Source organism: Brenneria nigrifluens DSM 30175 = ATCC 13028 (assembly GCF_005484965.1).
Taxonomy (GTDB): domain Bacteria; phylum Pseudomonadota; class Gammaproteobacteria; order Enterobacterales; family Enterobacteriaceae; genus Brenneria; species Brenneria nigrifluens.
Window position 1 is genome coordinate 3934228 of record NZ_CP034036.1, and the last position, 14270, is coordinate 3948497.

Below are 14270 nucleotides of genomic sequence, written 5' to 3' on the forward strand. Positions count from 1 at the left end.
TTCTTACGTTAAGTCGTTGACAACGGAATGATGTAAACCCGCCATTCTAGCGGATTAAACGCGCGTTTTATACTCTTTCGTCAGCCAGGTTACAGCGGCCACAGGTGCTGGATCAGCAGTTGCACCGAACGCTTGCCGCGAAACTCGTTGACGTCCAGCTTATAGGCCAGCTCCGCTTCGCGCACGCTGCTGTCCGGCCATATGCTGGTATCGATGTTAAAGGCGATGCCGTCCAGCAGCGGGCCGCCGTTTAGCGGTTCCACCATCACTTTCAGGTGACGCTCACCCACCAGCCGCTGTTGCAGAATGCGAAACCGTCCGTCGAAAGTCGGTTCGGGAAAAGCCTGTCCCCACGGCCCGGCGTCGCGCAGCATCTCCGCCGTGGACAGACACAGCTCCGGCAGCGCCAGTTCGCCGTCCGACCAAACCACGCCTTCCAGCTGCGAGGCATCCAGCCATTCGCCCACCAGTTCGCCAAAGCGCTGGCGGAAAGGCTCAAACTGCGTCTCTTGCAGCGTGAGTCCCGCCGCCATCGCATGGCCGCCGAACTTGTCCATCATCCCCGGATAGCGCGTATCCAGCCGCTCCAGCGCATCGCGCAGGTGCAGCCCGGCGATGGAGCGTCCCGACCCCTTCAGCATGCCGTCCCCCGCCGGGGCAAAGGCGATCACAGGTCGGTGAAAGCGATCCTTGATGCGCGACGCTAGAATGCCCACCACCCCTTGATGCCATTCCGGATGGTACATCGCCAACCCGTAGGGCAGCGCGTCGCGGCTTTGCTCCAGCGTTTCGCACAGGCGCAGCGCTTCAACCTGCATTCCTTGTTCGATTTCACGGCGCGTCTGATTCAGGGCGTCCAGATCGCTGGCCAGCATGCGCGCCTGCACGATATCGTCACTGAGCAACAGCGCCACCCCGACCGACATATCATCCAGCCGTCCGGCGGCGTTAAGCCGCGGCCCCAGCGCGAAACCCAGATCGCCGGCGACCAGTTGACCCGCTTCGCGGTTCGCCACTTCCAGCAGCGCCCGGATGCCGGGCCGGCACCTTCCGGCGCGAATGCGGCTCAGCCCCTGCGCCACCAGAATGCGGTTGTTGGCATCCAGCGGCACCACGTCCGCCACCGTGCCCAACGCCACCAGGTCCAGCAGTTCGGCCAGCTTCGGCTCCGCCAGCCCTTGTTCGGTAAACCAGCCGCTCTCCCGCAGGCGCACGCACAGCGCCATCATCAGATAAAATGCGACGCCGACGCCCGCCAGCGCTTTCGACGGAAAGGCGCAGTCGCGCAGGTTGGGGTTAATCATGGCATCGGCGGCGGGCAGGGTTTCTCCCGGCAGATGGTGGTCGGTCACCAGCACCGCGATGCCGCGCCTGTGCGCCTCCTCCACCCCGGCATGGGAGGAAATACCGTTATCTACCGTGACGATAACCTCGGCGCCCAGCTCGGCGGCCTGCGCGACCACTTCCGGGCTTAACCCGTAGCCATCCTCAAAACGGTTCGGCACCAGATATTTCACGTTAACGCCGCCCATGCCGCGCAGCGCCAGCACCGTCAGCGCGGTGCTGGTGGCGCCGTCGGCGTCGAAATCGCCGACGATCACCATGCAGCGCCGATCCGCCAGCGCCCGCCGCAGAAAATCGACCGCCTCATCGATGCCGTTCAACAGACGGTAGTCCAGCAGACCGCGCAGGCTGCGCTCCAGCTCCTGCGCGCCTCTGACGCCGCGCTGCGCGTACAGGCGGCGCAACAGCGGCGACAAAGTCGCCGGTAAATCACTATCCTCCGCCAGCGGACGCCGGCGCAGTTGGGTTATCAGTTCCACAGTGTAATCAACCACCCGTCTTCAGCGACGCGTTGTGCGCGTCCAGCATCGCCAGCATCTCTTTCGGCCCCTGATAGCCGGCCACCACCGTGCCATCTTCCAGTACGATGGCCGGGGTTCCCTGTACGCCAAACTGCACGCCAAGCTGATAGTGAGCGGCGATAGGGGTTTTGCAGGTAGCGGGGGAAATCTCTTCGCCTTTCAGCGCGTCATCAAACGCCTTGTTGCGGTTCGCCACGCACCAGATGGACTGCATATCCTTTTCGGCCTGCGAGTTCAGCCCCTGACGCGGAAAGGCCAGATAACGCACGGTAATACCCAGCGCGTTGTAATCTTTCATCTGCTCGTGCAGCTTGTGGCAATAACCGCAGGTGATATCGGTAAATACCGTGATCACATGTTTTTCCTGTGGGGCTTGGTAGACGATCATCTGCTCCCGCAGCGCATCCATTTTTCCCTTCAGCAGCTGATTGGTCACGTTGAGCGGCGCTTTGCCGCCGACGTCGTACAACGGGCCTTGTATAAGATGCTTGCCGTCGTCGCTGATATAAAACGCGCCGCTGTCCGTCAGCACGGTTTTCATGCCGGAAAGCGGCGACGGCTGTATCTCGGCAGCCGGCATCCCCAGGCGGGTCATGGTCTGTTTTATCGCCGCATCGTCGGCGTGGGCAAAACCGGCAGCCGTTGCCGCCAATAGAGAAAGTAGTAGTAACCCTTTTTTCATTTCATCAATCCTGTTTCGGTTTATCGCCTAATCCGCCGTGGTAATCCGCTGCCGACCGACACGCCGGTGACGGCCGTTACGCCCGCGGATGATGCAGCTGATGGAGTTGTTTCAGACGTTCCGTCGCCACATGGGTATAAATCTGCGTCGTGGAAAGATCGCTGTGTCCCAGCAACATCTGCACCACCCGTAAGTCCGCGCCGTGGTTCAATAAATGGGTGGCGAACGCATGACGCAGCACATGCGGAGAAAGTTTTTCGCTATCGATCGACGCCAGAATCGCATAGTGCTTGATACGATGCCAGAAGGTCTGACGCGTCATCTGCTGCGCGCGGTTGCTGGGAAACATCACATCCAGCGCGCGCCCGTTAAGTAACCACGGCCGCCCATACTCCAGATATTGCTCGATCCAGTACACCGCTTCTTCGCCCAGCGGCACCAGCCGTTCTTTATCGCCTTTCCCGACCACCCGCACCACCCCCTGACGCAGGCTGACATCGCTAATCGTCAGCCCCACCAGTTCGGAAACGCGCAGCCCGGTGGCATACAATACCTCAAGCATGGCTTTATCGCGCAATTCCAGCGGCTGATCGACGTTGGGGGCGCGCAGCAGCGCTTCAACCTGAGCCTCGCTCAAATCTTTCGGCAAACGCTGCGGCAGCTTGGGGGATGACAATACCGCGCTGGGATCGTCACCGCGGATTTTTTCCCGGTAAAGGTACTGGAACAGCCGGCGCATGGCGCTTAACAAACGCGCCGAACTGCTTGCCTTATAGCCGCCTTCCAGGCGCTCGGCCAGGAAAGATTGCAGATCGCCGGCCTGCGCTCTGAGCAGGCCGCTATCGTGATGCGCCAGCCACTCTGCCAGCGAGCGTAAATCCAGGCGGTAAGAGGCCAGCGTATTTTCCGCCAGGTTACGCTCCAGCCACAGCGCATCGAGAAATTGCTCAATAAATGCCTGATCCTGCTCGTGCATCGCGCCGTCCCCTTTCACTGATGAACCGCTATTATGCCTGAGCAATCCGCTAAGGCGCTAATCACCGTGGCGATCGCGACGAATAATCGCAGCGATTACCGGATCTCACTTATCCCGTTATATCTGACATCGCCATAACATTCTCTGGTAAAAACATCATACGATAAGATTATATTTTACGTATTGCGGATATGTCGGAATAGGCTCCACGCGCCGGTTTTCGTCCCGTTATCTCCCCACGGAATCTCCGTTGAAAAGCGCTTTTTTCTATGCATAGAATAGTCGTTCGTGTTGTTGAAAAAGATGAATGAATTACCATGCAAGCCACCATCACTCCCGCTATCGACGCCGAGGCCGACGCTCCGCCGGTAAATTCCAGAGGTAAAGTTATCATTGCCTCTCTGGTGGGAACCGCGATTGAATTTTTTGATTTCTATATTTACGCCACCGCCGCCGTGCTGGTGTTTCCACATATTTTCTTCCCGCAGGGCGACCCGGCCGCGGCCACGCTACAGTCGCTGGCGACCTTTGCGATAGCCTTTATCGCCCGGCCGATCGGCTCGGCGGTCTTTGGTCATTTCGGCGACCGCGCCGGTCGCAAGGTCACGCTGGTGGCGTCATTGCTGACCATGGGCATTTCAACGGTGCTGATCGGCCTGTTGCCCAGCTATGAAACCATCGGCATCCTTGCTCCCATCCTGCTGGCGCTGGCCCGTTTCGGCCAGGGTCTGGGGCTGGGCGGCGAATGGGGCGGCGCGGCGCTGCTGGCGACCGAGAACGCCCCGGCGCATAAACGCGCGCTGTACGGTTCATTCCCGCAGCTCGGCGCGCCGATCGGCTTCTTCTTCGCCAACGGCACTTTCCTGCTGCTTTCCTGGCTGCTGACCGATGAACAATTTATGCAGTGGGGCTGGCGCGTACCCTTTATTTTCTCCGCCGTACTGGTGCTGATCGGCCTGTACGTGCGCGTCTCCCTGCATGAAACGCCGGTATTCGCCAAAGTCGCCAAAGCGGGCAAACAGGTGCGCATTCCCATCGGGACGCTGCTCGGCAAACATATGAAAGCCACCATCCTCGGCACCTTCATCATGCTGGCGACCTACACGCTGTTCTATATCATGACCGTCTACTCCATGACCTACGGCACCACGCCGGCGCCGAACGGGCTGGGCTTTTCGCGCAACGCTTTCCTGTGGATGCTGATGATCGCGGTGATCGCTTTCGCCGTTATCATCCCGCTGTCGGGCTATCTGGCCGATGCTTTCGGGCGGCGTAAAACCATGATTACCGTGACCTGCCTGATGCTGCTGTTCGCCATGCTGTTCCCGTCGATGCTGGGTTCCGGCAATCAGACTCTGGTGATGGCCTTCCTGATCTGCGGCATGGGCATGATGGGGCTGACGTTCGGCCCGATGGGCGCGCTGCTGCCGGAGCTGTTCCCGACGGAAGTGCGCTATACCGGGGCTTCTTTCTCTTATAACGTCTCGTCCATTCTCGGTGCGTCCGTCGCGCCCTATATCGCCACCTGGCTGACCGTCACTTACGGTCTGTTCTACGTGGGGGTTTATCTGGCGGCGATGGCGTCGCTGACGCTGATTGCACTACTGCTGACTAAAGAGACGCGCCATCAGTCTCTTGACTAAGCCGGAGCAAAGCGGTGAAGGCTGCGGCCTTCACCGCGCCTTTCTTTCCCCGGCCGGTCATTCTAGAATACCCGCTTGCGACTCATCATTTACATCGATCTGAAACGACACCTCCGACGCCTATGAAAATTGGTCTGTTTTACGGCTCCAGCACCTGCTATACCGAAATGGCGGCAGAAAAAATCCGCGACATCCTGGGTGAGGATCTGGTGGATCTGCACAACGTCAAAGATGTCTCCCCGCAACGGATGGAAGAGTACGGCATATTGATTCTGGGCATTCCCACCTGGGATTTCGGCGAACTTCAGGAAGACTGGGAGGCCGTCTGGACGCAGTTGCCCACGCTGAACCTGAGCGGCAAGATCGTGGCGCTGTACGGCATGGGCGATCAGTTGGGATACGGCGAATGGTTTCTGGACGCGCTGGGGATGCTGCACGCTCAACTACAGCCGCTGGGGGTGAAATTTATCGGCTACTGGCCGACGGAAAGCTACGAGTTCACCAGTCCGAAACCGCTCGCCGCCGATGGCAAACAGTTTGTCGGCCTGGCGCTGGATGAGGTCAATCAGTACGATCTCAGCGACGAGCGCATTGAGCAATGGTGCGAACAGATTTTGCTGGAAATGGAACCGCTGCTCTAAACGCCGTTATCGTTTCTGTAACCACCATTTTGCGCGCGCGGACGCGTCAAAAAAGCTCCAGGCCACAAAGCGGCTCTGTTTCTGCCCCTGCGCCATATTGATGGTCGCGACTTTCTCCGTGCCGACGTTTTCCAGCGCCCGATACAGCTCGGGCAGGTTTTCTTTACGCGACACCAGCGAGGTGAACCACAGGCACTGGCGGGCAAAGCCGGCGCTCTCGTTAATCATCTGACTGATAAATGCGGTTTCCCCGCCTTCGCACCACAGCTCTTCCTGCCGGCCGCCGAAGTTGAGCGGCGAGTTTTTATCCAGGCCAAGATTATGCAGCTTGCGCTGCGACCCCTGACGCGCCTCGGCGGCGGAAGCGTGGAACGGCGGATTACACAGCACGGCGTCGAAAATTTCGTTCTTATGAATAATACCGGTAAGAATCGCTTTGCTGTTTTTCTGGCGGCGTAAACGAATGGCCCGATTCAGGCCGGGGTTCGCCTCGATGGTGGCATTGGCCGCCTGCATCGCCTGCGGATTAATTTCGCTGCCGGTAAAACGCCAGCCATATTCACGATGGCCGATCAACGGATAAATGCAGTTGGCGCCGCAGCCAACGTCCAGCACCGACGCTCCGCGCGGCACCACGGATTGATTATCCTCCGCCAGCAGATCGGCCAGATGATGAAGGTAATCCGCCCGGCCGGGCACCGGCGGACAGAGAAAACCGTCCGGAATAATCCAGTGTTCAATCTGGTAGAAATGGTGCAACAGCGCCTGATTCAGCACCTTGACGGCCTGCGGGTCGGAGAAATCCACCGACTCGTCACCGTAAGCATTCACCTTAACGAAAGGTATCAGCGCCGGATGGATTTGCTTCAGCGCGGTAAAATCATAGCGACCGCCGTGGCGGTTACGAGGGTGCAGCCTGTTTTTCTGCGCGGCATGGTTATCTTTGGGCGTGGTCATCGGCTTCTCTCTTGTTGAATGGCGCGTAAGATACCCGCTGCGCTAAGCCGCGTAAATCATTGCCGTCAATTTCTCTGCTGCAACAGCAATTGGCGCAGATGGCGCCACTCGTCGTTTCCCATGCTGTCCGACGCCAGCCACAGACGCTGCCGTTCTTTACCATCCATCGATTTCAGCGACAGCAGAATGCCGCTCTTCAGCACCCACGGACGTTTGATAATCTGCCAGTCCCGCTGCTGCCAGCGCAGGTGCGTTGCTCCGCGCAGAGCAATCTCCCCCTGGCGAACCTTGATGTTGCGCTGGCTGCGGATAAAACCGAACACCACCAGCGTCACCAGCCCCAGCCAAAGCGCGGTATAGCTATCGGGCCAGGGAGCCAGCAGTATCAGTAAAACCAGTAATCCGTGTACAACCAGTGAGAACAGCTGCATACGCCAGGAAACGCGAAGGTCACATTGCCACTGGGCCACGGGCTTTATTTCGCGTCTGGATAAGGGAGATCATACGTTTCAGATCCTGATCTTGCGGTTCACCGTGATTCATCAGCCAGTTAAACAGATCCGGATCGTCACACTGCAGCAGGCGGACGAACGTCCGTTTGTCGCCATCGCTTAGCGCATCATACTCATGCTCAAAAAAAGGCATGATAGAAATATCCAACTCACGCATACCCCGCCGACATGCCCAGTGAATGCGTGATTTATTATCGATTTCCATGCTTATACCACCTTGTTTATCGATGCTGACTATCAGTGTAACCCTATTTACGCTGCGAATGTTCAACCAATAGTAACACTTTGACATATTTTAGCGGTCGGTTGACCGCCATAACGCAGGCTTACGATGCCCCTCGCACAATAACCGCTTGCAAACCCCGGGCGCTCTTTTACCATTAGACCATTCGCTTATTGCCCAAAGCAGCAGGATAATACTATGGCTCCTCAACCCGCTTTCGCCTCACAACCACCGTTCGCCTCCGCCCAGTTACCCGCGACGCTGATTTCGCTTGATGACTGGGCGCTGGTCGCCTTGAGCGGCCCCGATACCGTCAAGTACCTTCAGGGACAGGTCACCGCCGATGTGGATGCGCTGCCCGCCGACCAGCATGTACTCTGCGCGCACTGCGACGCCAAGGGAAAAATGTGGAGCGGCCTGCGCCTGTTCCAGCGCGGGGAAGGTTTCGCCTTTATCGAACGGCGCAACCTGCGCGATACCCAACTCAACGAGCTGAAAAAATACGCCGTTTTTTCCAAAACCACGATAGCGGCAGACGACGATGTCATTCTGCTGGGTGCCGCCGGCGCGCAGATCCGCGAACGCCTGCAGCCGATTTTCGCTGTTCTGCCGGACGCCGGGCATCCGGTGGTTCAACATCAGGGCGCCACCCTGCTCCATTTTTCGCACCCGGCGGAGCGTTTCCTGCTGGTGCTGGACGCGGAACAATGCGCAACGCTGCTGCAACGTCTGGCAGGCCAGACCGAACTAAATGATAGCCGCCAATGGCTGGCCTTGGATATTGAATCTGGTGTGCCGATCATTGACAGCGAAAACAGCGCGCAGTTCATCCCGCAAGCGGCTAATTTACAGGCATTAAATGGGATAAGCTTCAGCAAGGGATGCTACGCAGGGCAGGAAATGGTCGCCCGCGCCAAGTACCGGGGCGCCAACAAGCGGGCGCTCTACTGGCTGGCCGGACAGGCAAGCCGGGTTCCCGAAGCCGGGGAGGATCTTGAATTACAGCTGGGGGAAAACTGGCGCCGCACCGGCACCGTGCTGGCGGCCTGCCGCTTGCGGGATGAAAGCGTCTGGGTGCAGGCGGTGCTGAACAACGATCTGGAGGCCGGCAGCGCCCTGCGCGTGCGCGACGATGCCGACGGCAAACTGACGATCCAGCCACTGCCTTATGTTGTTGAAGGCTGAATGCCCTTTCAGATGACTGGCCGTTTGCCCGCTTGATTTAAGCGTTCCCAGCCATGCTTTATGCCATTGCGTAACCTGTGCGCCAGACTTTGACTGGCGCATTTTTATTCATCATAATCCAGAGTAATGAAAGGGACGCCCATGCCTGTGATACTGAGATTCAGAGGTTTTACGTTTTTCTTCTACTCGAATGAGGGCAATCCTCAGGAACCAGCGCATATTCATGTAAGGAACTCAGAAGCCGAGGCCAAATTCTGGCTAACGCCAGAGGTTAAACTTGCTCGAAATGACGGGTTTAATGCCCGGGTATTGAAGGAGCTATCTGAGATTATTGATACTAATAAAGCGTCATTTCTGGAGGCCTGGAGTGACTATTTCAGCTAAGAAGATTCATTTCGATGAATTTAATATGTGGGTAGAGCTTAGTGATGCCCGAACCCTTGGCGTACCGTTAGCCTGGTTTCCCCGGTTGTTGCATGCAACGGAAGCGGAGCGGAATAGCTATGAGTTGAGTCCTCGTGGAATCCACTGGGACAAGCTTGACGAAGACATTTCCGTTGAAGGTTTGCTGGATGGCCGTGGCGATGTGACCCACCGCCCTCATAGTGCAGCTTAATCTTTTGTCGGGTTATATGACAGCTGCGAGCTGCTGGCAAGGAATCACGGCTTGGTAAAGCCTGTGCGATAGAATAAAACGTCGTTCGTCAGCCGTTACCGAACTTACACGTACAGATAAATCGCCAGAAAGTGGCAGACGCTGCCGCCCAGCACAAAACCGTGCCAGATAGCGTGGTTGTAGGGAATGCGATTGCAGGCGTAAAAGATCACCCCCAGCGTATAAATCGCGCCGCCGACGGCCAGCAGCGTGATGCCGGTAATGGACAATGTCATCGCCAGTTGATAGATCACCACTAACGATAACCACCCCATCACCAGATAGGTGATCAGCGAGAGCGCTTCAAAACGGTGGGCAAACGCCAGCTTAAAGATCACCCCCAGCAGCGCCATACTCCAGATAACCACCATCAGCCCCTGGGCCAGCGGCGAATTAAGCCCCACCAGCAGGAAAGGCGTATAGGTGCCGGCAATTAGCAGGTAAATCGCGCAGTGATCAAACTTCTTCAGCCAGTGCTTGGCGCGCGGCGAAGGAATGGCATGGTAAAGCGTCGAAGCCAGAAACAAGAGAATAATACTGCCGCCGTACAGGCTGTAGCTGGTGATGGCCACGCCATCCGCGCCATTATTCACCGCCTGCACCAACAGCAACACCAGACCGACAATACCGAAAACCAGGCCGATTCCGTGGCTGATGCTGTTGGCGATCTCCTCCGCCACCGAGTATCCCGACTCCCACAAATTCTTTGACATGTTGCCCTTACTTATCAATAACACCGGCCGCTAAGGCCCGATAAAACAGAGGTTAACGCGCCGCATGCGTAACCTTTGAGCAGCTTAGACGAGAATAGTTTCAGTGTACACTTGTAAGCTAAAATAATTACCTGACATTACATTTCGCTTTTAACCGCAATCATGCGTATAAATCTCCGGTTACTTCCCCTACAATTACCCACTTTTAAAGCTCACCTATTGTGAAGCGATATCCTGCTTTGATAACTATCGTTTTGACGCTTTCCGCGCCTGTAATCACTTACCCGTTTTAACTGAAAGAGGTTGTTCCCATGTCGTTTGCTCCCGCCGTTCTCGATTTCGGTTCACTGACCGAGGTGATCGCTTTTCTGATGGAAATCGACAAGCTGAAAAGCGTGCAGCGCCGTTCAAAAATTATTGGCAGCCCGCGCCATGAGGACTCCGCCGAGCACAGCTGGCATTTTGCCGTCGCCGCCATGAGCCTGGCGCCATACACCGGGAAAGAGGTCGATATCAACCGCGTTATTCAAATGGCGCTGATTCACGATATCGTCGAAATCGATGCCGGCGACGTCATGGTTTACGACCTGCCCGCCCGCGCCGCGGTACAGGCTCAGGAAGCGCTGGCCGCCGCGCGGATTTTCGGCCTGCTGCCGGAACCGCAGCGCCAACGGTTCCACCAGCTGTGGCTGGAATACGAAGCGGGCGAAACCGCCGACGCCCAATTTGCCCTGATGCTCGATCGCGTGCTGCCGGTACTGATGAACCTGCACAATCAGGGTCAAAGCTGGGTGGAGAACGGCATCCGGCTGGATCAGGTTCTGGGCCGCGCCGAGTTTATCGCCGGGATTAACCCGGAGCTGTGGCGGCACCTGAAACAGCATCTGCAAGACGCGCAGGACAAGGGCTGGCTGCTGTAACCTATTCACGGGTTTTGCCGTTGCCGCCATAATTTCAGCCACCGGTCTGGGTTCATAGGGCAAGCGGCGTTTGAGCCGCCCTATTCCGCCTGCTTCAGCGCCGTCCTCTCCACATACGGCTTCATAATGCCGTCCGCCTCCTGCTGGGCGCGGGCCGCGGCGTCATCCACCTTGGCGGCGGGATCGTTAAGCAAGGCCGCCAGCTGATTTTCCATCGCCTTACGCACGGCGACGGTCTCGTAGGTGGCGTACCACGGATGGGCGTACTGCAACTGCGACAGCGCCGTTTTCGCCCGCGGATCCTGCGCCAGATAGTTTTTCATCTCCGGCAGATCGTAGGCGGCCATGCGCGGGGCGAAATAGCCGGTGAAGCGGCTCCAGCTTCCGTTCACTTCCGGGCTGACCAGATAGCTCAGAAACTGCCAGGCGGCTTTCTTCTGTTCTTCGGAAATGCCTTTAAAACTCACCAGGCTGGCGCCGCCGATGGTTACGCTGCGGCGCTCTTTCTCCGGCATCATCGCCACGCCCAGCGGAAAATCTTTGGTGTTCTCGCGCATAAAGCCCAACGCCCCGGTACTGAGCATCGCCATGCCCAGCTTGCCGGAGAAGAACGCGGCGCTGATCTGCTTGGAATTAAGTACGCCGGCGGGCATCACCTTGTGGCGATAAACCAGGTCGCGCCAGAACTGCAACGCCCCTTTGGTGGAGGCGGTGTTGTAATAGACTTCACCGGGATAGTCGGCGTTATAGTAAGCGCCGCCGTTGGCGCGCGTCAGGGAAGAGAGCATCCAGCCGCCGTAATCATCGTTGGTGGAGGGGATCATAATACCCCACTGCCCTTTGGCCGGATCGGTCAGTTTTTTGGCTACCGCGACCACCTCGTCCCAGGTCTGCGGCGGCTGGTCGAATCCGGCCTGCTTCAGCAGAGTCTCGTTGTAGTACAGGATCGGCGTGGAGTTGTGGAACGGAATGGCGTAGGTCACCCCCATCACCTGCGCGTTCTGATGCAGCGCCGGCCAGAAATTTTCGCTCAGAAACGGCGTGGCTTGCCCGTCGCCGTATTTAAACAGCTCATCCATCGGCAGGATCTGATCCTTGATAACCAGATCGGCGGTGAAGTTGGCCGACATGATCACCAGCGCGGGCGGATCCCCCGCCTTCGCGGCGGCTTCGGCCTTTACCTTGGTGGTGTCGTAGCCGCCGGTAAAAATGCCACGCACCTCCACCCCGTCCTGCGACGCGTTGTAGTCGCTAATGATCCGTTTCATTTCCATCGTCAGCTTGCCGTCCACCGGCGCGGGAAACATAAAGTCGATACTCTGTCTGGCCAGCGCCTGGCTCGCACTGAGCAGCGCGACGGCCAGCGCCACGACACGGTACTTACGCATGTTTTTTCTCCTGGGATAAATTACGGGCGGTGCGCCCGGAAAACCAATGACAATCCTGTAGCGAAAAGCTCAGCGTCAGCGCGGCGCCGACCGCCGGCACGCCCTGGCGATTGGCGCGCCGGTAGCGCAACGCGCCCAGCGGGGTATCCACCTGCATCAGGTATTCCGCGCCAAACAGCTCGCGCTGCGTCACCGTGGCCGGCAGTTGCACCCGCCCCGCCGCCGCGCCCTGCTCGGTAATATGTTCCGGGCGAATGCCCAGCAGCACCGTCGTCAACGCGCGGGTTTCGTCCGTTTCCGGCAGAGCTATGTGTTGATCGAGCAGTACGGCCTGCCCCGACGCGCAGGGCAACGAGATCATATTCATCGTCGGGGTGCCGATAAATCCCGCCACAAACACGTTGGCGGGATGGGCATACAGCTGTTCGGGCGTGCCTACCTGCTGCAATTCGCCCCGATCCAGCACGGCGATGCGATCGGCCATGGTCATGGCCTCAATCTGATCGTGGGTGACGTAAACGGTGGTGGTTTGCAACTGCCGATGCAGCGCCATAATCCCGTCGCGCACGTCGCTGCGCAGCCGGGCGTCCAGGTTGGACAGCGGCTCATCCATCAGAAACAGGCGCGGATTGCGGACAATCGCCCGCGCCATCGCCACCCGCTGACGCTGGCCGCCGGAGAGTTTTCCCGGCTTGCGGCTCAGCAGATCTTCAAGCTGCAACAGCCCGGCGACCCGGCGCACCCGCTCCGGATACTCCGCTTTCGGCTCGCCGCGCATACGCATGCCGAAGGTGATGTTCTGCTCCACGGTCAGGTGGGGAAACAGCGCGTAGTTCTGAAAGATCAGCGAAAAATTACGCTGCTTCGGGCTCCAGCCGGTGATATCTTCCGCGCCGAGCAGAATTTGCCCCTCGCTGACGCTCTCCAAACCCGCCAGCATACGCAACAGGGTGCTTTTGCCGCAGCCGGACGGACCGACCAGCACCAGAAATTCCCCGGCGGCGATATCCAGCGACAGCGATTGCAACGCCGGGGTCTGTTCGAACCGCTTGCTGATATTGCGTAACCGAATCACAGCCATGGCTCATCCACCGGGCAGCTGATCCGCGGATCGTAGCGATAAGGACCGGCAAACGGCGCCAGCGACTGGCAGTAGCTGACCAGACCGGTAAGCGGAACGTGGCGGTGCATAACGAAAGAGGCCGGTTCGAGATTGTAGTAAGGCGCGTCGTCATGATGAAAATAGGGCACCTGATGCACCGTGCCCGGCACGGTGGCGACGATCGCCTGCCGATATTGGGTAACGATCAAACGATGGTTATGGCCGCAGAACACCCGCGTCAGCTGCGGGAAGCGCTCGATCAACTGCAATATTTCACGGCCGTTTTCGCAGGCGATGGGATCCATCTGCGCCGACCCCAGCGGCAGCGGCGGATGGTGCATGAAGATCGCGCTTTCCCGCTCCTGATGTGCCGTTAGCTGCTGCTCCAGCCAGTCAAGCGTCGCCGGCGTCAGCCAGCCTTTCGACTGCCCGGTCAAACTGCTGTCGATAAACAACAGCCGTAGCGGGAAGTCGTCCACCACATAGCGGATATTTTCCGCGTCGTTCCCCAGCTGCGGGCACAGCGGACGCATGGCGTCGAGAAAATGGTGTTTGTCGTCGTGATTGCCCGGGATCACGTAGAGCGGATAGTCCAGCATCTGCAGCACGCGGCGCGCCACCTGATACTCCCGCGGGCAGCCGCAGTTGACGATATCGCCGCTCACCACCACCGCGTCCGGCCGCTCCGTCAGCGCGTTCAGCTGACTGACCACCTGCGCATTCTGACCGTTAACATCAATAAATTCATATAACTTGCGCCCCTCACTGCGAAAATGCAGATCGGAAATCTGTGCCAGCAACATGGCGT

16 protein-coding genes are annotated in these 14270 nt (G+C 58.3%); 6 read left to right on the top strand and 10 right to left on the bottom strand.

Features of this window, described 5'->3' with window-relative positions; translation table 11 throughout:
- Nucleotides 1–89 precede the first annotated feature (89 nt).
- From recJ to xerD, 3 genes are all read right to left on the bottom strand, one after another.
- Nucleotides 90–1823: a single-stranded-DNA-specific exonuclease RecJ gene (gene recJ, locus EH206_RS18420; RefSeq protein ID WP_040344116.1), complete on the bottom strand. Its 1734-nt coding sequence runs from the start codon at nt 1821–1823 to the stop codon at nt 90–92.
- Nucleotides 1824–1830: 7 nt separating this feature from the next.
- Nucleotides 1831–2547, bottom strand: coding sequence for a bifunctional protein-disulfide isomerase/oxidoreductase DsbC (dsbC, locus tag EH206_RS18425; protein ID WP_009114392.1), 717 nt, complete (start codon nt 2545–2547; stop codon nt 1831–1833).
- 76 nt (nt 2548–2623) lie between these two features.
- A complete protein-coding gene (gene xerD / locus EH206_RS18430) occupies nt 2624–3523 on the bottom strand; it encodes a site-specific tyrosine recombinase XerD (protein ID WP_009114393.1) in 900 nt (299 codons plus the stop codon).
- Between the two features lie 317 nt (nt 3524–3840).
- Between xerD and EH206_RS18435 the strand changes: the two genes are divergently transcribed.
- Together EH206_RS18435 and fldB are read left to right on the top strand one after the other, a co-directional pair.
- A complete protein-coding gene (locus tag EH206_RS18435) occupies nt 3841–5166 on the top strand; it encodes an MFS transporter (protein WP_009114394.1) in 1326 nt (441 codons plus the stop codon).
- Between the two features lie 122 nt (nt 5167–5288).
- A complete protein-coding gene (gene fldB, locus EH206_RS18440; protein ID WP_009114395.1) occupies nt 5289–5807 on the top strand; it encodes a flavodoxin FldB in 519 nt (172 codons plus the stop codon).
- Between the two features lie 6 nt (nt 5808–5813).
- On the opposite strand, the gene rlmF is transcribed toward fldB, so the two are convergent.
- The 3 genes from rlmF to sdhE form a co-directional block, all read right to left on the bottom strand.
- On the bottom strand, nt 5814–6764 hold the full coding sequence (rlmF, locus tag EH206_RS18445; protein WP_009114396.1) for a 23S rRNA (adenine(1618)-N(6))-methyltransferase RlmF: 951 nt from the start codon (nt 6762–6764) through the stop codon (nt 5814–5816).
- Between the two features lie 65 nt (nt 6765–6829).
- On the bottom strand, nt 6830–7195 hold the full coding sequence (locus EH206_RS18450; protein WP_009114397.1) for a protein YgfX: 366 nt from the start codon (nt 7193–7195) through the stop codon (nt 6830–6832).
- A 19-nt stretch (nt 7196–7214) separates the two neighbouring features.
- Nucleotides 7215–7481 carry an FAD assembly factor SdhE gene (gene sdhE / locus EH206_RS18455; RefSeq protein WP_009114398.1) on the bottom strand — a complete coding sequence of 89 codons (267 nt, stop codon included), beginning with the start codon at nt 7479–7481 and terminating at the stop codon, nt 7215–7217.
- 216 nt (nt 7482–7697) lie between these two features.
- On the opposite strand from sdhE, the gene ygfZ reads away from it, so the two are divergent.
- From ygfZ to EH206_RS18470, 3 genes are all read left to right on the top strand, one after another.
- Nucleotides 7698–8684 carry a tRNA-modifying protein YgfZ gene (gene ygfZ, locus EH206_RS18460; RefSeq protein WP_009114399.1) on the top strand — a complete coding sequence of 329 codons (987 nt, stop codon included), beginning with the start codon at nt 7698–7700 and terminating at the stop codon, nt 8682–8684.
- A gap of 141 nt (nt 8685–8825) precedes the next feature.
- On the top strand, nt 8826–9068 hold the full coding sequence (locus tag EH206_RS18465; protein ID WP_009114400.1) for a DUF4160 domain-containing protein: 243 nt from the start codon (nt 8826–8828) through the stop codon (nt 9066–9068).
- Nucleotides 9052–9300, top strand: coding sequence for a DUF2442 domain-containing protein (locus EH206_RS18470; RefSeq protein WP_009114401.1), 249 nt, complete (start codon nt 9052–9054; stop codon nt 9298–9300). Before EH206_RS18465 ends, EH206_RS18470 begins: the two co-directional genes overlap by 17 nt.
- 104 nt (nt 9301–9404) lie before the next feature.
- On the opposite strand, the gene trhA is transcribed toward EH206_RS18470, so the two are convergent.
- Nucleotides 9405–10052: a PAQR family membrane homeostasis protein TrhA gene (gene trhA, locus EH206_RS18475; protein WP_009114402.1), complete on the bottom strand. Its 648-nt coding sequence runs from the start codon at nt 10050–10052 to the stop codon at nt 9405–9407.
- Between the two features lie 311 nt (nt 10053–10363).
- On the opposite strand from trhA, the gene EH206_RS18480 reads away from it, so the two are divergent.
- Nucleotides 10364–10972, top strand: a complete 609-nt coding sequence (locus tag EH206_RS18480) for an HD domain-containing protein (RefSeq protein WP_009114403.1) — start codon at nt 10364–10366, stop codon at nt 10970–10972.
- Nucleotides 10973–11052: 80 nt separating this feature from the next.
- Here EH206_RS18480 and EH206_RS18485 read toward each other — a convergent pair whose 3' ends face one another.
- Genes EH206_RS18485 through EH206_RS18495 form a run of 3 tightly spaced genes read right to left on the bottom strand, consistent with a single transcriptional unit; the run spans nt 11053 to nt 14265 of the window.
- Nucleotides 11053–12360 (bottom strand): ABC transporter substrate-binding protein, encoded by a 1308-nt coding sequence (locus EH206_RS18485; protein WP_009114404.1) that lies wholly within the window; start codon nt 12358–12360, stop codon nt 11053–11055.
- A complete protein-coding gene (locus EH206_RS18490) occupies nt 12353–13441 on the bottom strand; it encodes an ABC transporter ATP-binding protein (RefSeq protein ID WP_009114405.1) in 1089 nt (362 codons plus the stop codon). Before EH206_RS18490 ends, EH206_RS18485 begins: the two co-directional genes overlap by 8 nt.
- Entirely contained in the window at nt 13432–14265 is an 834-nt protein-coding gene (locus EH206_RS18495) for a phosphodiesterase (protein WP_009114406.1), read from the bottom strand. Before EH206_RS18495 ends, EH206_RS18490 begins: the two co-directional genes overlap by 10 nt.
- Nucleotides 14266–14270 lie beyond the last annotated feature (5 nt).

Coding starts and splice junctions, on each gene's coding strand:
- dsbC (WP_009114392.1), bottom strand. CDS start 2,547: ATGAAAAAAGGGTTACTACTACTTTCTCTATTGGCGGCAACGGCTGCC.
- xerD (WP_009114393.1), bottom strand. CDS start 3,523: ATGCACGAGCAGGATCAGGCATTTATTGAGCAATTTCTCGATGCGCTG.
- EH206_RS18435 (WP_009114394.1), top strand. CDS start 3,841: ATGCAAGCCACCATCACTCCCGCTATCGACGCCGAGGCCGACGCTCCG.
- fldB (WP_009114395.1), top strand. CDS start 5,289: ATGAAAATTGGTCTGTTTTACGGCTCCAGCACCTGCTATACCGAAATG.
- rlmF (WP_009114396.1), bottom strand. CDS start 6,764: ATGACCACGCCCAAAGATAACCATGCCGCGCAGAAAAACAGGCTGCAC.
- EH206_RS18450 (WP_009114397.1), bottom strand. CDS start 7,195: ATGCAGCTGTTCTCACTGGTTGTACACGGATTACTGGTTTTACTGATA.
- sdhE (WP_009114398.1), bottom strand. CDS start 7,481: ATGGAAATCGATAATAAATCACGCATTCACTGGGCATGTCGGCGGGGT.
- ygfZ (WP_009114399.1), top strand. CDS start 7,698: ATGGCTCCTCAACCCGCTTTCGCCTCACAACCACCGTTCGCCTCCGCC.
- EH206_RS18465 (WP_009114400.1), top strand. CDS start 8,826: ATGCCTGTGATACTGAGATTCAGAGGTTTTACGTTTTTCTTCTACTCG.
- trhA (WP_009114402.1), bottom strand. CDS start 10,052: ATGTCAAAGAATTTGTGGGAGTCGGGATACTCGGTGGCGGAGGAGATC.
- EH206_RS18480 (WP_009114403.1), top strand. CDS start 10,364: ATGTCGTTTGCTCCCGCCGTTCTCGATTTCGGTTCACTGACCGAGGTG.
- EH206_RS18485 (WP_009114404.1), bottom strand. CDS start 12,360: ATGCGTAAGTACCGTGTCGTGGCGCTGGCCGTCGCGCTGCTCAGTGCG.
- EH206_RS18490 (WP_009114405.1), bottom strand. CDS start 13,441: ATGGCTGTGATTCGGTTACGCAATATCAGCAAGCGGTTCGAACAGACC.
- EH206_RS18495 (WP_009114406.1), bottom strand. CDS start 14,265: ATGTTGCTGGCACAGATTTCCGATCTGCATTTTCGCAGTGAGGGGCGC.